The following is a 19326-nucleotide window of genomic DNA, read 5'->3' on the forward strand; positions in this document are numbered from 1 at the left end:
GTCAGATCGCAGAGCCGAGTTGGAAGATCGGCAGGTACATGGCCACGACCAGCCCGCCGACGATCACCCCCAGCACCACCATGATGAACGGTTCCATCAGGCTGGTGAGGTTGTCGACCATGTTATCCACTTCGTCCTCGTAAAACCCGGCGACCTTGGCGAGCATGTCGTCGAGGGCGCCGGACTCCTCGCCGATGGCGGTCATCTGCACCGCCATGGTGGGGAACACCCCGGTGGTGCGCATCGAGAAATTCAGTTGCATGCCGGTGGCCACGTCCTGGCGGATGCGCAGCACGGCGTTCTTGAACACCACGTTGCCGGTGGCGCCGGCCACCGAGTCCAGCGCCTCGACCAGCGGCACCCCGGCGGCGAACGTGGTCGATAGGGTGCGGGCGAACCGCGCCACGGCGGACTTGTACATCAGCGTGCCCACCAGCGGCAGCTTCAGCAACCAGGCGTCCCGGCGGTCGCGCAGGGCCTTGGAGCGTTTGAGCGCATGGCGGGTGCCGAAGAAGGCGGCGACCAGGGCCGCGAGGATCGCCCACCACCATTGCTGCATGAATTCCGAGAGCGCGATCACCATCAGGGTGAAGGCCGGCAGCTCGGCGCCGAACCCGGAGAACACCGACTGGAACTGCGGCACCACCTTGACCAGCAGGATCCCGGTGACCACCGCCGCCACCAGCACCACGGCGGCGGGGTAGGTCATGGCCTTCTTGATCTTGGCCTTGAGGCTTTCGCTCTTTTCCTTGTAGGTGGCGACCCGCTCCAGAAGGGTGTCGAGGGCCCCGGACTGCTCGCCGGCATCCACCAGGTTGCAGTAGAGCTCGTCGAAATGCTGCGGCTTCTTGCGCAGGGCGGCGGCGAAGCTGTTGCCGGCGGCGACTTCCTGCTTCACCTCGTCCACCAGCTTGCGCATGGCCGGGTTCTCGAAGCCCTCGCCGATGATGTCGAACGACTGCAGCAATGGCACGCCGGCCTTCATCATGGTCGCCATCTGGCGGGTGAACAGCGCGATGTCCTGGGCCTTGATGCGTTGGCCGAAGCGGAGCAGCGAGGCGGACTTCTTGCGCACCTTGCCGGGGTTGATCCCTTGCTTGCGCAACTGCGCCTTGATCAGCGCCGGGTTCTGCCCGCTCAGTTCGCCGGTCACCTTGCCGCCTTTCTTGTCCGTGCCTTCCCAGGCATACACGCTGGTTTTCGCTGCCTTGACCGCCATGTTCAGTCCTTGGTGACCCGGTTGATTTCCTCAAGGCTGGTGATGCCTTGCATGGCCTTGATCAGGCCGGAGGTGCGCAGGTCGTTGAAGCCGTCCCGGCGCATCTGGGTGTCGATCTCCAGCGAGTTGCCTTCGGCCATGATCAGCCGTTGCAGTTCGGCGGTGTTCTTCACCACTTCATAAATGCCCACGCGTCCCTTGTAGCCGCCGTTGCAGTGGTCGCATCCGGCAGGCTCATAGAGCGTGAAATGGCCGATGCGTTCCTCGGGGAAGCCTTCCTTGAGCAAGGTCTCCCGGGGGATCTCGGCGGGACGCCGGCAGTGGCTGCACAGCTTGCGGGCCAGGCGCTGGGCGATGATCAGGCTGACCGAGGTGGCGATGTTGAAGCCGGGGATGCCCATGTTGTGCAGGCGGGTCAGCGTCTCGGCGGCGCTGTTGGTGTGCAGGGTGGAGAGCACCAGGTGGCCGGTCTGCGCGGCCTTGATGGCGATCTCCGCCGTTTCGAGGTCGCGGATCTCGCCGACCATGATCACGTCCGGATCCTGGCGCAGGAACGAGCGCAGGGCCTGGGCGAAGTCCATCCCCTGTTTCGGGTTGACGTTGACCTGGTTGATGCCTTCCATGTTGATCTCCACCGGGTCTTCGGCGGTGGAGATGTTGATGTCGACGGTGTTGAGGATGTTCAGCCCCGTGTACAGCGACACGGTCTTGCCCGAGCCGGTGGGGCCGGTGACCAGGATCATGCCCTGGGGTTGCTTGAGGGCGGCCATGTACAGGTCTTTCTGCTCCGGCTCGTAGCCGAGGGCGTCGATGCCGATTTGGGCGCTGGAGGGGTCGAGGATCCGCATCACCACCTTTTCGCCCCACAGGGTGGGCAGGGTGTTGACCCGGAAATCGATCGACTTGCTCTTGGACAGGCGCATCTTGATCCGCCCGTCCTGGGGCTTGCGGCGCTCGGAGATGTCGAGGCTGGCCATCACCTTCAGGCGCGCGGCGATCCGGCCGGCCAGCTGAATCGGCGGCCGGGCCGCTTCGCGCAGGATGCCGTCGGTGCGCATCCGCACCCGGTAGTTCTTCTCGTAGGGCTCGAAATGCAGGTCGGACGAGCCGCTCTTGATCGCGTCCAGCAGCATCTTGTGGACGAAGCGCACCACCGGCGCATCGTCGGCGTCGAACCCGCCGATGGCATCCTGCCGGCTGTCGTCGACGGACTCGACGTCCAGGCCGTCCAAGTCGACGTCGGCCATTTCCTCAAGGCCGGTGGCGTGGGTGTCGAAGAATTTCTCGATGGCGTCGGTGAGCTTGTCGTCCTCCACCAGGATGGCTTCGGTGCTCAGGCCGGTGCTGAACTGGATGTCGTTGATCGCCTGCTGGTTGCTCGGGTCGGAGATCCCCACGAACAGCTTGTTCCCGCGGCGCCACAGGGGCAGCGCGTGGTGCTGGCGCACCAGTTTTTCGCTGACCAGGCCTTTGGGCTGGGTTTCCTTGTCCAGGCAGTTGAGATCCAGGTAGGCCACGCCGAAATGCTCCGAGGCGATTTCGGCGACCTGCCAGCTTTTCACCAGTTTGTTCTGCACCAGATAGCTGACCAGCGACAAGCGGTTGCGCTGGGCCTGTTGCCAGGCTTGCTGGGCACTTTTTTCCGTCAGCAGTTCGGCCTGCACCAGTTGCTTGGCCAGACCGCTCAGAGCGATGTCATTCATGGGGATCCCGGACGCAGACAGTTCATGACTTATAGCCTAGACAAGTGACAGCGCCAAACCTGTGGGGTGCAGGTGACAAAAAGTGTCAGATACTGCGGTTCAAGGCTGTAGGACGTGCCTTGGGCATGCCGCCGCGCCCAGCCTTCAGGGCCTGCAAGGGATTGGCACGGGCTGTGCTGAGTCGTGTTCAGACCATGAGATTCCGACTCATGCAAGGAGCGTGTCTATGAAGAAACAACAAGGTTTCACCCTGATCGAGCTGCTGATCGTCGTGGCGATCATCGGTATCCTGGCGACCATCGCGCTGCCGCAGTACTCCAAGTACCAGGCCCGTTCGAAAGTGACGGCGGGGCTGGCGGAGATCAGCGCCATGAAGGTGCCGTTCGAGGACACCATCAATCAAGGCACCGACCCGACACTGACGCTGGTGGCCGGCAGCGCCACGGCGACCACGTCCAACTGCGGCACGCTGGCGGCGTCGGGCACAGCCTCCACCGGGGCCGGCACCATCACCTGCACCCTGGCCAATGCGCCAGGTCCGGTGCTGGGCAAAACCATCACCCTGACCCGCACCGCCGCCACCGGCTGGAGCTGCGCGACCACGGCAGCCCAGGACTACGCGCCGAAGGGCTGCACCGGGACCTGAGGGTCGCGCTGCGTCTCCCGAATGCCCCGCCTAGCGGGGCATTCTGTTTTCCGGGCGGCGGAAAAAGCCTGAATTGTTTCAGTGCCTTAGGAACTTTTCAGAAATCCGCAAGTTGCATGCAGAACGGATCGCGGTCATGCAAATTGCATGATTCCGTCAACTGAGTGTTTTCATAAGTTGTTGATTTTTAATGATTTATTTTTGTCGCGGAGTTGGCACAGCGTTCGCAATATCTCCAGTAACCTGCTGACAAGAAGCGCAGCAGACTTTCCAGAAAACAGGAGTTACTCGTATGAAGAAGTTCGCTATCACTGCCGCTGCTGCTACCGCGCTGACTCTGACCATGGCCACCGGCGCATTCGCCCAGTCCACCCAGACGGCTCAGGCGCCCATGACGCTGGCAGCCGGCGAAGTTACCAAAGCCAAGGAAGCCACTTCCGATACCTGGATCACCACCAAGGTCAAAGCTGACCTGGTCACCGAAAAAGGCATTCCCGGCACCGACATCAAGGTCGAAACCAACAAAGGCGTGGTGTCCCTGTCGTCCACCGTCGCCGTGACCGATTCGCAGAAAGAGATGGCGGTCGCGATCGCCAAGAAAATCAAAGGCGTCAAGGCGGTTTCCGCCGACGGCCTCAAAGCCGAGTAAGGCAAGGCTTCTCGCCTGGACGGGAGGAGGCGCGACAGGCGATCCGTGCAATACGTCTGCCGCACTTGTAGTTCATGCGAACGGCCACAGGGATGTGGCCACTGCGGGCCCCGGTTGATTGCCGGGGCCCGTTTCGTTTCGGGGCAACGCATGCCGCATCGCCTGGGATGGCGTCATCGCCCGCAGGCTGGCTCCCACAAGGGATCTGCGATGCTGGCGGATTCATTGCTCCTTGCCAGCGATGAGGCCGGCACTGCGGCATCTGTGTTGCCTGACCCGCCGCCATCGCCGGCAAGCCGGCTCCCACAGGGTTCAGCAGCGGCCGCAGTTCTGTGCTCACCACAAAAACCTGTGGGAGCGTGCCTGCAAGCGATGAGGCCGTCACAGCCAACATCGCCCACAGGGGGGATTTCAGTTGCCGCGCTTGCTGTTGATCTGCTTCAGGCGGTTGCCCTCGAAGCGCAGGTACTGGTACATGCCGTTGCTCGGGCCGTAGGTCCATTCCTCGACCTGGAACTCCTCACGGCGATTGGCGCTGCGCTTGTACCCCAGCACATCACGGCTCAGCGGCTCGCCGCATTTCTGCAGCACTTCGCTGGCGCGGTCGCCGAGGCTGACCAGCTGGCTGCCGCAACGCAGGGTGTCGGACGCAGACGCTTGGCCGGCGGCCAACGCCAAGAGGATTGCGGGCAGCCATTTGCGGTTCATCATTCGGCATCCAGATGCATTTGCGTCACCACCCGGCCATCGCTTTCCGCTTCGCCGAGGTTGGCGTCGATGAAGTACACCCGGTCGTCGGCCAGTTGGCCCTTGTCCACCAGGTAATCCTTGATGCTGCTGGCGCGGTCCTGACCGAGCTGGCGCAGCAGGACGTCGCTGGAGCTCCAGAACTTGATCACGTCCTCGCGCATCTTCGCGGTGCGCTCTTCCTTGCCCAGGTCCTTCCATTCGGCTGGTGGCTGGGTCTTCAGGCGGGTGCGGTAGATGCCTTCGAGCAACGGGCCTTTCTCGCCGTCCGGCACCTGCAGCAAGGAAGCCTGGGCCGGCACCTTGTCGCCCCGGCGCTGGAGCATCTTGTAGTAGTTGTACTGGTATTCACGCTCCAGGCGCTGCTCGGCGATGAGCGGGCCGTCGCTGCTCTTGGCGGCGGTGCCTTCGATTTCCAGGCGCAGGGCCGGACGCTCCTTGAGCGCCTGGGACAGCTTGACCAGCGCCGCTTCAGCGTCCTTGCTCAGCTCGCTGGAGCCGGGCGCGAACGACACGCTGCCCAGGTCCTCCGAACCTCCGCCGCTGACCAGGCCGCCGATCAGCTTGAACGGCGCGGCGGCGGCCTTGACGATCAGGTTGCGCAAAGTCTGCCAGACGATCGGCATCACGCTGAACTGCGGGTTGTTCAGGTCGCCGCTGACCGGCAGCTCGATGGAGATCTTGCCGTCCACGTCCTTGAGCAGGGCGATCGCCAGTTTCAGCGGCAGGCTCACGGCGTCCGGGCTGTCGACCTTTTCGCCCAGCTGCAGTTGTTCCACCACCACCTTGTTCTCGGCCTTGAGCTGGCCCTTGGTGATCAGGTAGTGCAGGTCGAGGTTGAGCCGGCCCTTGCGGATCCGGTAGCCGGCGAACTTGCCGGAGTAGGGGGTCAGGGTGGTCAGCTCGACGCGCTTGAAGCTGGTGGCGATGTCGAGGCTGGCCATCGGGTCGAACGGGTTCACCGAACCTTTGATGGTCACCGGCGCATAGCGGTCGACCTTGCCTTTGACGTCGACGCTGGCCGGCTTAGCCTGGCGGCTGTCGATGGTGCCGATCTGGCCGTTGAGCTGCTGGATCGCGGTGGCGAAGTTGGGGGTCAGGCTGAAGTCGGCGAAGTTGGCCGAACCGTCGTTGATCGCGATGGCGCCGATGTGGATGCCCAGCGGCTTGTCGCCTCCGGACGGCTGCTTGGCGGCGGCTGGCTTCGCCGCCGAGTCGGCGGGCTGTGGCACCAGCAGGTCGTCGATGTTGGTGGTGCGGTCATCGTTGATCATGAACCGCGCATAGGGCTGGAACAGGTTGATCCGGTCGATGGACAGGCTGTCGCCGTGCTGGTAGTTCAGGCCCTCCACCACCACCTGCTGCCACTTGAGGAAGTCGCGGGTCTTGAGGGTGTCGAGGGTGTGCAGTTGATCGACCTGGGCACGCCCGGTGACGCTGAGCGCCAGGGGTTCGGTGCTCTTGAGGTTGACCTTCAGGTCGCTGCCGAGCATGCCGCTGCGCAGTTCCAGGCGGATGAACGGGGTGATGTAGGACTGGGCGACCCGCAGGTCGATGTCCTGGGTCTTCACGTTGAGCTGGGCGGTGACCGGCGCGAGGTTGACCACGCCGTCGGCGCTGATCTTGCCCTGCTTGCCCAGGCCGGTGTCGAGCTTGAGGTTGAAGGGCGAACCGTTGAGGCTGTCGAAGTTCTGCAGGTCGAGGTTCAGCGGGCCGACCTCCAGGGCCACCGGCGGCTGCGGCTGGCGGTCGGCCAGGTGCACCTGGTAATTGCGCAGCTGCACGTCCTTGAGCAGCACTTGCCAGGGCTTGGCCGGCGCTGCCGGTTCCTTCGGCGAATCGGCGGCGGCCGGCGCGGTCTTGGGTTCGGCGGCGGCCTTGGCCGCCGGTTTGGACGGCTGGCTGGCGAACAGCTTCTGCCAGTCCAGTTGCCCGTCGGCTTCGCGGGCGGCCCAGGTCTCCAGTTTCTGGCTGCGGATCTTGCCCACCACCACCTGCTGCTTGGCCAGGTCCACCGTGGTCTCGCTGACGTCGAGGCGTTCGAGCTTCGCCAGCGGACGGCCGTCCGGGGCCTTGATGGCGAACGGCGCGACGCTGACGGCGACGTTGTTCAGCAGCAGTTCGGTTTGCTTGGACAGATTGAGCTTGTAGTCGGTGCTGAGGCTGACCACGCCGTCTTCCAGCACCAGCGGCACGGCGTCGCGCACGTAGGGCCAGAAGGCCTTCATCTTGCCGTCGGTGATTTTCAGCGTGCCTTCGGAGGTGATCGGGATCAGGCTGAAGTTGCCGCTCCAGTCGATGCGCCCGCCGGCGGGGCCGACGGCGACCAGGGTCATGTCGGCGCTGTCTTCGGGCAGGGTGCTGAGGTTCTTCAGTTCGAAGTCGAGGGTGTCGTAGAGGAATTCGATCGGCTCGCTCGGGCGCGCGTCCTCGAAATGCACGGCGCCGCCGGCCAGCTTGATGCGGTCGATGCGCAGCGGAAACGGTTTGGCGTCGGGGTCGGCCGGCGCGGGTTCGCTGGCCGGAAGCTTGAACAGGCCGAGCAGGTTGAGCTGGCCGTCCTTGGCGAACAGGATTTCGGTCTTGGGCTTGTCCAGTTCGATGTCGGCCAGGTGCAGGGCCTTTGTCCACAGGCTGTCGAGCTGCAGGTTGGCGTAGAGGCGTTCGAACCCGACCTGTTCCTTGCCCGGTTCGCCGATGACCAGCCCCCACAGGGTGAGCTCAAGGCTGAACGGATTGAGTTCGATGCGCTGGATATGCGCCGGCACGGTGGCGTAGTTGGCCAGTTGCTGGTTGGCGACCCGTAACGCAATGCCCGGCAGAATCAGAAACCCCAACAGGCTGTAGAGGGCCAGAGCGGTCAACAGGGCGCCAATCGCGCGAATCAATCCTTTGGGCATGTGCGGCTTCATCTGTCTGAATCGGAGTGCCTTGGAGTATGGCACGCGATTGCGGTTCCGAAGTAATTGCCCATGGCCAGGATTGTTCAGATTTTTCTGTGGGAAATTTCCCAAGCAGACTTCACAGCTGGAGGATCAGGGTCTTCAGCGGCGGTTGTCCGTCCATGGAAGGGAAGTCCCGGCCCGGTGTCATCACCGTCCATTCGCGCACCGGCCGCCCGGCCTTTTCCGCGCAGCGCAGCACCTGTTCGCGCCAGTCGTCCATGCTGATTTTCGCCAGGTTGTTGCAGCAGATCAGCACGCCGTCTTCGGCGGTGGCCAGCAGGGCCGGCTTGAGCAGGCTCTGATAGTCGCGCAGCAGGTCGACGGTGCCGAACGCGCTCTTGGCCCAGGCCGGCGGATCGAGCAGCACCAGATCGTACTGGCGCTGTTCCAGGCGCGGATAGCTCGGCAGCTTTTGCCCGCGCCGCTGGGTGATCGGCAGCCCGGCCAGTTGGCGGATCGCCGGGAAGTAGTCGGACTGGATGAATTGCATGGCCGGCAGTTGCGGATTGAGCTGGCCGTTCTCGCGGCCGACCGCCAGGTTGCCCTCGGCGAAGTCCAGGTTGCACACCTCGCGCGCACCGCCGGCGGCGGCACTGAGGCCGACCCCGCAGGTGTAGGCGAACAGGTTGAGCACGCTTTTGCCCTTGGCGTGATCCTTGACCCAGCCCCGGGTGTTGCGCAGGTCGAGGAACAGCAGCGGATCCTGCCCGGCGTGGCGCCCGCGCACGCGGTAGTTCAGGCCCCACTCGTGGCCGACCAGATCCGCCAGCGCCGCCTCGTCGGCCCGGTAGACGGGGTCGGTGCGGTCGATCCGCGAGTTGCCCCCGGAGCGGTCGTTGTAGACCAGCAGGGTGTCCAGGCCCAGGGTCTCGTTGACGGTCTCGTGCAGGTGCAGCAAGGCATCGCGTTCCAGGGTCTGGTGGAAGCTTTGCACCATCAGTTGCGGGCCGTAGCGGTCGACGGTCAGGCCGCCTGCGCCTTCCTGGCTGCCGTGGAACAGGCGGTAGCAGTCGGTGCCCTGGCCGTGCAGTTCGGCGAGCAGGTCCTGGCGTTGGTCGAGGGCGGCGCGCAGCGCCTGGTTCAAGGAAGACATGCGGGCGCCTTGCTGGAGGGTATGGGGGCGCGGGAGTTTAGCATTGTCGGCGTCTGTGGCGAGGGATCAGGGCAGCAGCCCCATCCGCCGCTGGGCGCGCTGCACCGAGCCGTTGCGCATGGCCCAGCGCAGCATCGGCGCGCTGCGGTTGACGCTGGCGCGGATCAGCTGGCGGCGCAGCGGGTTCTGGCGCACGCCGAACATGTCGCTGGCCCAGTCCGGCAGCAGGTCGATGCCGGCCTTCATCATCAGGTCGCCGAAGGGTCGGGCCAGCAGGCTGGGGGCCGGTGCGTCGAGCAACAGTCGCAGGACTTCCCGGCTGCGCCCGTCGCACAGCAGCTGCGGGCGCATGCGCTGCAGGTAATCGGCCACCGCCGCGCGCGAACGGGGCACGTCCTGGGCGCCGAGCCGTTCGGCGATCACGGCGATCTCAGCGTAGTAGCGATCCTGGTCCGCCAGGGACAAATGCGGATTGCGGTAGCGCAGGTGGGCGGCGAGGAAGTGGCTGACCTCCGCCACATGCACCCAGGTCAGCAGATCCGGGTCGCTGGCCGCATAGGGGCGGCCGTCCGGAGCGGTGCCGACCACTTGCAGGTGAATGGTGCGCACCTTTTCGATCAGCCAGTCGGCGTCCTTGCGCGAGCCGAACGTGGTGCCCGAGACGAACTGGCTGGTGCGGCGCAGCCGTCCGAGCATGTCCTGGCGAAAGTTCGAGTGATCCCACACCCCGGCCAGCGCCAGCGGGTGCAAGGCCTGCAGCAGCAGCGCGGCGATGCCGCCGATCAGCATGCTGCTGAAGTCGCCGTGCACTTGCCAGCTGACCGAGTCGGGGCCGAACAGGCCGGGATCGCCCTTGGGGTTTTCCAGGTCGAGCTGGCCGAGGGACAGCCCGGTCAGGCTCATGAGCTGGCTTTCGATGCGGTGGCGGATGAATTCCATGGGGTCTCGACGGATGGCTTCAGGGCAGGGACGGCGCGGCCGGACGACCGCGCCGGCGCCGCTACCGGTTGAGGCGCTTGTCGATCAGGCCCTGCACCACGCTCGGGTCGGCCAGGGTGGAGGTGTCCCCGAGGCTGTCGAGCTCGTTGCAGGCGATCTTGCGCAGGATCCTGCGCATGATCTTGCCTGAGCGGGTTTTCGGCAAGGCCGGCGCCCACTGGATCAGGTCCGGCTTGGCGAAGCTGCCGATTTCCTTGCTGACGTGGGCCAGCAGTTCTTTCTTCAGTTCGTCGCCGGCCTCGGTGCCGTTCATGGGCGTGACGAAGGCGTAGATGCCTTGGCCTTTGACGTCGTGGGGATAACCGACCACCGCCGCCTCGGCGATGCTGTCGTGCAGCACCAGGGCGCTCTCCACTTCGGCGGTGCCGATGCGGTGGCCGGATACGTTGATCACGTCGTCGATGCGGCCGGTGATCCAGTAGTCGCCGTCCTCGTCGCGGCGGGCGCCGTCGCCGGTGAAGTAGTAGCCGGGGTAGGGTTTGAAATAGGTGTCGACCATCCGCTGCGGGTCGCCGTAGACGCTGCGGATCTGCGCCGGCCAGCTCGACTTGATCGCCAGCACGCCGCTGCCGGCGCCCTTGATTTCCTTGCCGTGCTCATCGAGCAGCACGGGCTGCACGCCGAACATCGGCCGGGTGGCGCAGCCTGGCTTGATCAGCTGGGCGCTGACCAAGGGGCTGAGCATGATGCCGCCGGTCTCGGTCTGCCACCAGGTGTCGACGATGGGGCAGCGCTGCTCGCCGACCACGTTGAAATACCATTCCCACGCTTCCGGGTTGATCGGCTCACCGACGCTGCCGAGCAGTCTGAGGCTTTGCCGCGAAGTTTCCTGCAGCGGGCCGGCCCCTTCGCGCATCAGGGCGCGCAGGGCGGTCGGCGCGGTGTAGAAGATGTTGACGTGGTGCTTGTCGATCACCTGCCAGAACCGCGAGGTGGTCGGGTAGCTCGGCACGCCTTCGAAGATCAGGGTGGTGGCGCCGTTGGCCAACGGGCCGTAGACGATGTAGCTGTGGCCGGTGACCCAGCCGACGTCGGCGGTGCACCAGAACACTTCGCCGTCGCGGTAGTCGAGCACGTACTTGAAGGTCATCGCCGCCTGCAGCAGATAGCCGCCGGTGGTGTGCAGCACACCTTTGGGTTTGCCGGTGCTGCCGGAGGTATAGAGGATGAACAGCGGGTCTTCGGCGTCCATCGGTTCCGGCGGGCAGTCGTCGCTGACCTCGCGCACCGCCTGGTGATACCACAGGTCGCGGCCTAAGGTCCAGTCCACCTTGCCCTGGGTGCGCTCGACCACCACCACGGTGCTGACGTCCGGGCAGCTTTGCAGGGCCTTGTCGACGTTGTGCTTGAGCGGCACGAACTTGCCGCCGCGCACGCCTTCGTCGGCGGTGATCACCGTGCGGCAGTCGGCGTCGAGGATGCGGTCACGCAGGGAGTCCGGGGAGAAGCCGCCGAACACCACCGAATGGATCGCGCCGATCCGCGCGCAGGCCAACATGGCGTAGGTCGCTTCGGGGATCATCGGCATGTAGATGCACACCCGGTCGCCTTTCTTCACGCCGCGGCTTTTCAGCACGTTGGCCAGCCGGCAGACGTGGTGATGGAGCTTGCGGTAGGTGATCTGCGCCGATTCGGCGGGGTCGTCGCCTTCCCAGAGCAGGGCGGTCTGCTCGCCGCGCCGTTCCAGGTGGCGGTCGATGCAGTTGTGGCTGACGTTCAGCTTCGCCCCGGCGAACCAGGTGGCTTCGCCGGTCTTCAGGTCATAGCGCTGGACGGTCTGCCACGGGGTGCTCCAGTCCAGGAAGTGCTTGGCCTGTTCGGCCCAGAAGGTGCTGGGGTGTTCAATGGATTCGCGGTACAGGCGCTGGTAGTCGTCCTGACTCAACTGTGCGGCCCGGCGGACGGCATCGGCTTTGGGGAACGTGCTGATATCGAACATGACGGTTCCTTATTCTTGTTGTGCGACAAGAATAAAGATGCGCCGAGTGCCCGAGAGGTTCAAGCCATGACCAAAACGACTGTGGGAGCGAGCCTGCTCGCGATGGGATCGGATCAGCCAACATCAAAGTTGAATGTTCCGTTGTCATCGCGAGCAGGCTCGCTCCCACAGGGGATTGTCGTTGCCCGCAGAGTCCGTGATGGACAGGCTCTGCGGGCGATGCGCCGGATCAGCCGCGGTGACGGCCGCGGAAGTAGCTGATCAGGCCTTGGGTGGACGGATCCTCGGCGGCGCTCTCTTCGCTGCCGACCAGGCGGTTGTAGACGCCCTTGCCCAGTTCCTTGCCCAGTTCCACGCCCCACTGGTCGAAGGCGTTGATGCCCCAAACCACGCTCTGCACGAACACCTTGTGTTCGTACATCGCCACCAGGGCGCCGAGGCGGCGCGGGCTGATGCGTTCGACCACCAGGGTGTTGCTCGGGCGGTTGCCCGGGATCACCTTGTGGGCGGCGAGCTTGTGCACCTGCTCTTCGCTCATGCCTTTGTCGCGCAGTTCGGCCTCGGCTTCGGCCAGGGTCTTGCCGAGCATCAGGGCCTGGCTCTGGGACAGGCAGTTGGCGTACAGCCACTGGTGATGGTCGGACACCGGGTTGAAGCTGACGACCGGCACGATGAAGTCGGCCGGGATCAGTTGGGTGCCCTGGTGCAGCAGCTGGTGATAGGCATGCTGGCCGTTGCAGCCGACGCCGCCCCAGATCACGGGGCCGGTGTCGGTGGACACCGCTGTGCCGTCCTGGCGCACGCGCTTGCCGTTGGACTCCATGTCCAGTTGCTGCAGGTGCTTGGTGATGTTGCGCAGGTAGTGGTCGTACGGCAGGATCGCGTGGCTCTGCGCACCCCAGAAGTTGCCGTACCACACGCCGAGCAGGGCCAGCAGCACCGGCATGTTCTGTTCGAACGGCGCGCTCTGGAAATGCTGGTCCATGGTGTAGGCGCCGGACAGCAGTTCCTTGAAGTTGGACATGCCGATGGCCAGGGCGATCGGCAGGCCGATGGCCGACCACAGCGAGTAGCGGCCGCCGACCCAGTCCCACATCGGGAAGATGTTCTCTTCGCGGATGCCGAACGCCACGGCCGCCGCGTTGTTGCTCGAAACGGCGATGAAGTGGCGGTGCAGTTCGGCTTCCGAACCGCCCTGGGCCAGGTACCAGGCGCGGGCGGCCTGGGCGTTCTTCAGGGTTTCGAGGGTGTTGAAGGATTTCGACGACACGATGAACAGCGTGGTTTCGGCCCGCAGCTTCTGGGTCAGGCCGTGGAACTCGCTGCCGTCGATGTTCGCCAGGTAGTGGCAACGCACGCCTTTCTGGGCGTAGGACAGCAGGGCCTCGGACACCAGCTCAGGGCCGAGGAACGAGCCGCCGATGCCGATGTTCACGACGTCGGTGATCGGCTTCTCGGTGTAGCCGCGCCACAGGCCGTCGTGGATGCGGCCCACCAGATCGGTCATCTGGTTCAGCACCTTGTGCACGTCCGGCATCACATTGACGCCGTTGACCGACAGCTTGTCGCCCACCGGGCGGCGCAGGGCGGTGTGCAGGGCAGGGCGGCCTTCGGAAGCATTGACGATTTCGCCGTCGAACAGCGATTTGATCGCGCCCTTGAGGTCGACCTCGTTGGCCAGTCCCACCAGCAGGTCGCGGGTCTGGGCGTTGATCAGGTTCTTCGAATAGTCGAGAAACAGTCCGCAGCTGCTCAGGGTGAATTGGTTGAAGCGCTGCGGGTCGGCGTTGAAGGCTTCGCGCATGCTGAAATCCTGCATGGCTTGGCGGTGGTCTTTCAACGCTTGCCAGGCAGGCAGAGCGGTAACGTCATGAGGAGTGCGGTAGTACGCCATCGCTGCGGTTTTCCTTTTTACTTGAACGGCCTTTGTTACACGGATCGAACCGCCAGGCCCGGTCAGGGCATGGGGTCAGCTGCGTTGACACGGTTTCAGGGCGCAGGGCCAATACAGTAAACCCCGCGCTGCGATCTGTCTTGACTTTGTCTGACCCGTTTCCTGTACTTTTTTAACATCTGTCCAGGAAACGGCCGACGAACGGAAGGGCGGGCGCGGCCTGCTCAGGCGACCTGCACCGGGATGGCGTTGCTGGTGTGGCTCAATTCGTTGCCCGGCGCCATGTAGAGCATGCGCGGCTTGAAATTCGCAAGTTCGGCTTCGCTGTAGTGGGCGTAGGCGCAAATGATCACGCGGTCGCCGACCTTGGCCTTGTGCGCCGCTGCGCCGTTGACCGAGATCATCCGCGAACCTTCTTCGCCTCGGATCGCGTAGGTGGTGAAGCGTTCGCCGTTGTCGACGTTGTAGATCTGGATCTGCTCGTACTCACGGATGCCGGACAGGTCCAGCCATTCGCCGTCGATGGCGCAGGAACCTTCGTAATCGAGTACCGCGTGGGTGACTTCGGCGCGGTGCAGCTTGGCCTTGAGCATGATGGCGTGCATGAGGGGTTCCCCTGGTCGGAATCGAACGGCAGGCAGTGTGCCCGAAGGGGGGGAGGGCGGCAATATGGCTGCGCACAGGGCATGGGCGATGCGCAAGCGGCTGGCTCTCGGTGCGTCTTCGCCGATGCCATCGCCAGCAGGCGGGTTCCCACAGGGGGCGTGGGCGGATGCAGGATTTTCGGTCGCCGCAAAACAATGTGGGAGCGGGCCTGCTCGCGATGGCGGACGGATGGCCATCGCGGGCAAGCCCGCTCCCACAAAGGATGACGGCGCTCAGGCCGGGGTGTCGAGGTTCAGGTGCAGGTTGTCGATCAAGCGGGTGGTGCCGAGGAACGCGGCCACCAGGATCACCAGGTCGCGGTCGTCTGCCGTGGCCGGGCGCAGGGTCAGGGCGTGGCGGATCTCCAGGTAGTCCGGACGCAGGCCCGCCGCTTCCAGTTGCTTGAGCTGTGCCTGGATCAGGGCCGGGAAATCGCGCTCGCCTTGCTTGATCGACTCGGCGATGGCGCTCAGGGTGCGGTAGACCACCGGCGCCACGGCGCGCTGCTCTTCGCTGAGGAAGCCATTGCGCGAGGACAGCGCCAGGCCGTCGGCGGCCCGCACGGTCGGCTCGCCGATGATCTGGATCGGCATGTTCAGGTCATGCACCAGCGCGCGGATCACCGCCAGTTGCTGGAAGTCCTTCTGGCCGAAGATCGCCAGGTCCGGCTGCACCATGTTGAACAGCTTGCTGACCACCGTCGCCACGCCTTCGAAATGCCCCGGACGGCTGGCGCCGCACAGTCCTTCGGACAATTGCGGGACGCTGACTCGGGTCTGTCCGGCCATGCCGTCGGGGTACATTTCCTCGACGGTCGGGGCGAACAGCAGGTCGCAGCCGGCTTCCAGCAGTTTTTCCTGGTCTGCCGCCAGGGTGCGCGGGTACTTGTCGAGGTCTTCGCCGGCGCCGAACTGCAGCGGGTTGACGAAAATGCTCGCGACCACGAAGTCCACGCGCTGGGTGGCCTTGGTGATCAGCGCGATGTGGCCGCTGTGCAGGTTGCCCATGGTCGGCACGAAGCCGATGCGCTTGCCTTCGCTGCGGGCGCGGGCCACGGCGGCGCGCAGTTCACGTACGGTTTTGACGGTGTTCATGCGGAGAATCCGTGTTCGACGCCAGGGAACGTGGCGGCTTTGACTTCAGTGACGTAGGCCTTCAGGGCGTTCTGGATGCTGTCCTGGCCGTGCATGAAGTTCTTCACGAACTTCGGCACGCGGCCGCTGATCGACAGGCCAAGCATGTCGTGCAGCACCAGCACCTGGCCGTCGGTGGCGCTGCCGGCGCCGATGCCGATCACCGGGATCTTCACCGCCTGGCTGATTTCGGCGGCCAGTTCGCTCGGCACGCATTCGAGCAGCAGCATGGCCGCGCCGGCCTGCTCCAGCGAGATGGCGTCGGCGCGCATCTGCCGCGCCTGGTTCTCGTTGCGGCCCTGCACCTTGTAGCCGCCGAGGATGTTCACGGCCTGCGGGGTCAGGCCCATGTGCGCGCACACCGGAACGCCGCGCTCGGCCAGCAGGCGGATCGACTCCGCGAGCCACAGGGCGCCCTCGACCTTGACCATGTGCGCGCCGGCCTGCATCAGCATCGCGCTGTTGGTCATGGTCTGTTCCAGGGTGGCGTTGGCCATGAACGGCAGGTCCGCGAGGATCAGGGCATCGGTGTTGCCGCGCTTGACGCTGGCGACGTGGTAGGCCATTTCCGCAGTGGTCACCGGCAGGGTGCTGTCGTGGCCCTGCAAGACCATGCCGAGGGAATCGCCCACCAGCAGCACTTCGACACCGGCCTCGTTGCAGGCGTGGGCGAAGGTCGCGTCATAGCAGGTCAGCATGGTGATCTTTTCACCTTTCTGCTTGAGGCTCTGGAGCGTGGTCAGGGTGATGGCTGGCATGTAAGAAATCCTCGTTCAGGCGCATTGGAAACTGCTGCGGGTAACGCGCGTGATTCGTCATCTATTCAGGCGCACGCTCTTTTGTCGTGCTTATAAGGCCTGGATTGCGCCCTTGTGCGCCGGGTTGGCGGCAGCGGGACGCCTATAGTCGTGATGAGAACCCAGGAAGTCAATTACGTGTGTTACCGCATTGTTACGACGGGAGTGTTACCGGCGTTACTGATGCGATTCAGCGCTGCGGCGGGTCTGGGTTGCCGAATTTTTGTCCTACAAAAAAGGCAGTTGCGGGGAGCGGCGGGGGCGTCGGCAGTGATCCCTGTGGGAGCCAACCTGCTGGCGGTGACGTCAGCCCAGGCAGCCCCGGGCTGAGGCAGGGGAATCCGTCAGAGGCGTTCGAGGCCGATGAACGGGCAGGCCGCCAGCAGCGCGGCCAGGGTGCGGCCGTCGGCCAGGCGCAAGTCCTGCGGCGCCAGCTCCGCCAGGGGGTACAGGACGAACGCGCGTTCCTGCATGTGGTAGTGCGGCACCTTGAGGCGGGGCTCGTCGATCAGTCGGTCGCCGAACAGCAGGATGTCCAGGTCCAGCGTGCGCGGGCCCCAACGTTCCAGGCGTTCGCGGCCCTGATCGTTTTCGATGGCTTGCAGGGCGTCGAGCAGTTCCAGCGGGGAGAGCGAGCTGTCCAGCGCCGCGACCGCGTTGGTGTAGCGCGGTTGGCCCGGCAGCAGCGAATCGCTCTGGTAGAACGCCGAAACGCCGGCCAGGTCGGTGGCGGGCAGGTGCGCCAGCGCGTCGACCGCGCTGCGCAATTGCTCGGCCGGGGCAGCCAGGTTGCTGCCCATGCCGATGTAGATGCGTTCCATGCCTTATTCGCCCGCTGCGCTCTTGCGCTTGGCGTTGCTGCGCCGGCGCTTGCGCGGTGCGCCGCCGGTGCCGTCGTCCTTGCCGCTGAGTTCGCGGATCATGTCCCGGCGCCCGCTGTCGTTGGCGTCCTGGTAATCGGTCCACCACTCGCCCAGGCCGTCGGTCTGCTCGCCGGCGCTTTCGCGCAGCAGCAGGAAGTCGTAGCCGGCGCGAAAACGCGGGTTGTCCAGCAGCAGGTCGGCGCGTTTGCCGCTGCGCCGCGGCAGGCGTTCCTGCATGTCCCAGATCTCGCGTATCGGCATCGTGAAACGCTTCGGAATGGCTATGCGCTGGCACTGTTCGGCGATCAGTTCGTGGGCCGCTTCCTGCATCGCCGGAATCGGCGGCATGCCCCGTTCCTGAAGACGCAGCACGCGGGCCGGCAGGGCGGGCCACAACAGGGCGGCGAACAGGAATGCCGGGGTCACCGGTTTGTTCTGCTTGATCCGCAGGTCGGTGTTGGTCAGGGCTTCGCTGATCAGCGTGTGGGTGTATTCCGGGTTGTGCTCCAGCGCGTCGGCGCTGGCCGGGAACAGCGGTTCGAACAATTGCAGGTCGACCAGCATTTCATAGGTGATCGCACCGTGGCCGGAGAGGAACAGCTTGAGCACTTCCTCGAACAGGCGGGCCGACGGGATCTCGCGCAGCATCGGCGCCAGGTCGCGGATCGGCTGGACGGTGTGCTTCTCGATGCCGAAATTGAGCTTGGCGGCGAAGCGCACGGCCCGCAGCATCCGCACCGGGTCTTCCTGGTAGCGCTGCACCGGGTCGCCGATCAGGCGGATCAGGTGGTTGCGGATATCGTGCACGCCGTTGGCGTAGTCGAGGATGCGCTCGCTGACCGGATCGTAGTACAGGGCGTTGATGGTGAAGTCGCGGCGTTGCGCGTCCTCCTCCAGGGTGCCGTAGACGTTGTCGCGCAGGATGCGCCCGCTTTCGTTGCGCGAGGACTGGTTGCTGTCTTCGTCGTCTTCGTTTTGCGGGTGGTTGGCGCGGAAGGTCGCGACCTCGATGATCTCGCGGCCGAAATGGATATGCACCAGCTTGAAGCGGCGGCCGATGATCCGCGCATTGCGGAATTCGGCCCGGACCTGCTCAGGGGTGGCGCTGGTGGCCACGTCGAAGTCCTTGGGCGTGATGCCCAGCAGCATGTCGCGCACGCAGCCGCCGACCAGGTAGGCCTGGTAGCCGGCGCTCTGCAGACGTTCGACGATGTTGACCGCATAACGGCTGAATTGCGCCTTCTGCAGCGAGTGCTGGCCGCTGTTGAGGACTTCAGGCGTGCTGCGGATGTGTTGTTGCGTACGACGCAGGGGCGTTCGAAATGACTGGAACAGCTTCTTCAGCATGGGATGCACTGTTTGAAGGAATGTTCGGCCTTACCGGGGAATGGCCGCATGATGGGCGGGGATTCTAGCATTTAGTCGGCGAATGGTGTAGGACGCAGCGGATTTGAGCTGCAGGCCGCCGTCTAGGGCGTTCGGAGCCGCAATTTCTGGAGGGGGATCGCCAGGGCGGACGTCAAGGTGACAGAAACTACAAGGGGAGCCGAAGCTCCCCAAGAAGTAGTTGCGTGCTCTTTTTATTTTTGATTCGGGCTTCTTGTTTTTGTTGAGCGCCCTCGTCATGAGGTTTTCCCTTCATGACCCTCCCATTCGGGAGCCAAGAGCAAACGGATTGCTTTGGTCGCTGAGTTGCAGTGATCTTGCGATCCAACCAGTACAGGCTCTGTCTCAAGACAGTTTTTGTTGTTCTCGGCCTGGTCGTGGGACGAATCCCAAATACAACGCCTCTCCAAAAGAATCAGTTAGCTGCGCCTCTCGCCGTCTTGTTTTTATTGTGCGTGAGTCGATTCGTCTTATTTTTATTGTCTTATGCATTGCTTGTTATTGTTCTTGTACCAAACATATAGCAGGTGCCGTGCCAACTTTTGCAAACCCCAGTAAAACAAGGGGTTGGGACGGTCTGGCAGGTTTTTGAGGGCGAAAAAAAGCCGGGGTTTCGTTACCGATAACCCCGGCTTCTGTTACGTGAAATGGCTGAGGTAACAGTTTTC

General features: G+C 64.3%; 15 protein-coding genes. 2 read left to right on the top strand and 13 right to left on the bottom strand.

The annotated features are described in order from the left end of the window. Nucleotide 1: 1 nt before the first annotated feature. A complete protein-coding gene (locus CAG41_RS14175) occupies nucleotides 2-1219 on the bottom strand; it encodes a type II secretion system F family protein (protein ID WP_085584236.1) in 1218 nt (405 codons plus the stop codon). A 2-nt stretch (nucleotides 1220-1221) separates the two neighbouring features. After that, nucleotides 1222-2922, bottom strand: a complete 1701-nt coding sequence (gene pilB, locus CAG41_RS14180; RefSeq protein ID WP_085584239.1) for a type IV-A pilus assembly ATPase PilB — start codon at nucleotides 2920-2922, stop codon at nucleotides 1222-1224. 226 nt (nucleotides 2923-3148) lie between these two features. On the opposite strand from pilB, the gene CAG41_RS14185 reads away from it, so the two are divergent. Together CAG41_RS14185 and CAG41_RS14190 are read left to right on the top strand one after the other, a co-directional pair. Continuing rightward, on the top strand, nucleotides 3149-3568 hold the full coding sequence (locus tag CAG41_RS14185; protein ID WP_085584241.1) for a pilin: 420 nt from the start codon (nucleotides 3149-3151) through the stop codon (nucleotides 3566-3568). 292 nt (nucleotides 3569-3860) lie between these two features. Next, complete coding sequence (locus CAG41_RS14190) at nucleotides 3861-4217, top strand: BON domain-containing protein (RefSeq protein ID WP_085584243.1); 357 nt, start codon at nucleotides 3861-3863, stop codon at nucleotides 4215-4217. 411 nt (nucleotides 4218-4628) lie between these two features. Here the strand turns inward: CAG41_RS14190 and CAG41_RS14195 are convergent, their stop codons facing one another. The 11 genes from CAG41_RS14195 to CAG41_RS14245 form a co-directional block, all read right to left on the bottom strand. Continuing rightward, nucleotides 4629-4925: a DUF2845 domain-containing protein gene (locus CAG41_RS14195; protein WP_085584245.1), complete on the bottom strand. Its 297-nt coding sequence runs from the start codon at nucleotides 4923-4925 to the stop codon at nucleotides 4629-4631. Next, entirely contained in the window at nucleotides 4925-7876 is a 2952-nt protein-coding gene (locus CAG41_RS14200; protein ID WP_085632269.1) for a DUF748 domain-containing protein, read from the bottom strand. The genes CAG41_RS14195 and CAG41_RS14200 overlap by 1 nt, the downstream gene beginning before the upstream one ends. A 109-nt stretch (nucleotides 7877-7985) precedes the next feature. Next, a complete protein-coding gene (locus CAG41_RS14205) occupies nucleotides 7986-9002 on the bottom strand; it encodes a class I SAM-dependent rRNA methyltransferase (RefSeq protein ID WP_085707113.1) in 1017 nt (338 codons plus the stop codon). 66 nt (nucleotides 9003-9068) lie between these two features. After that, nucleotides 9069-9941 carry an oxygenase MpaB family protein gene (locus CAG41_RS14210; protein ID WP_085707114.1) on the bottom strand — a complete coding sequence of 291 codons (873 nt, stop codon included), beginning with the start codon at nucleotides 9939-9941 and terminating at the stop codon, nucleotides 9069-9071. A gap of 61 nt (nucleotides 9942-10002) precedes the next feature. After that, nucleotides 10003-11940: an acetate--CoA ligase gene (acs, locus tag CAG41_RS14215; RefSeq protein ID WP_085707115.1), complete on the bottom strand. Its 1938-nt coding sequence runs from the start codon at nucleotides 11938-11940 to the stop codon at nucleotides 10003-10005. A 229-nt stretch (nucleotides 11941-12169) separates the two neighbouring features. Continuing rightward, entirely contained in the window at nucleotides 12170-13834 is a 1665-nt protein-coding gene (gene pgi / locus CAG41_RS14220; protein WP_085584255.1) for a glucose-6-phosphate isomerase, read from the bottom strand. Nucleotides 13835-14058: 224 nt separating this feature from the next. Then, a complete protein-coding gene (gene panD, locus CAG41_RS14225; RefSeq protein ID WP_047229851.1) occupies nucleotides 14059-14439 on the bottom strand; it encodes an aspartate 1-decarboxylase in 381 nt (126 codons plus the stop codon). 273 nt (nucleotides 14440-14712) lie between these two features. After that, nucleotides 14713-15573 carry a pantoate--beta-alanine ligase gene (panC, locus tag CAG41_RS14230; protein WP_085638837.1) on the bottom strand — a complete coding sequence of 287 codons (861 nt, stop codon included), beginning with the start codon at nucleotides 15571-15573 and terminating at the stop codon, nucleotides 14713-14715. Further along, the gene (gene panB / locus CAG41_RS14235) at nucleotides 15570-16370 is read right to left on the bottom strand and encodes a 3-methyl-2-oxobutanoate hydroxymethyltransferase (RefSeq protein ID WP_085584259.1); all 801 of its coding nucleotides are present in this window, start codon (nucleotides 16368-16370) and stop codon (nucleotides 15570-15572) included. Before panB ends, panC begins: the two co-directional genes overlap by 4 nt. 383 nt (nucleotides 16371-16753) lie before the next feature. Next, nucleotides 16754-17230: a 2-amino-4-hydroxy-6-hydroxymethyldihydropteridine diphosphokinase gene (folK, locus tag CAG41_RS14240; protein ID WP_085638833.1), complete on the bottom strand. Its 477-nt coding sequence runs from the start codon at nucleotides 17228-17230 to the stop codon at nucleotides 16754-16756. Nucleotides 17231-17233: 3 nt separating this feature from the next. Next, nucleotides 17234-18619, bottom strand: a complete 1386-nt coding sequence (locus CAG41_RS14245; protein WP_085584263.1) for a polynucleotide adenylyltransferase PcnB — start codon at nucleotides 18617-18619, stop codon at nucleotides 17234-17236. Between the last annotated feature and the right edge of the window lie 707 nt (nucleotides 18620-19326).

This window comes from Pseudomonas sp. B35(2017) (assembly GCF_002113645.1).
Classification (GTDB): Bacteria; Pseudomonadota; Gammaproteobacteria; order Pseudomonadales; family Pseudomonadaceae; genus Aquipseudomonas; species Aquipseudomonas ekonensis.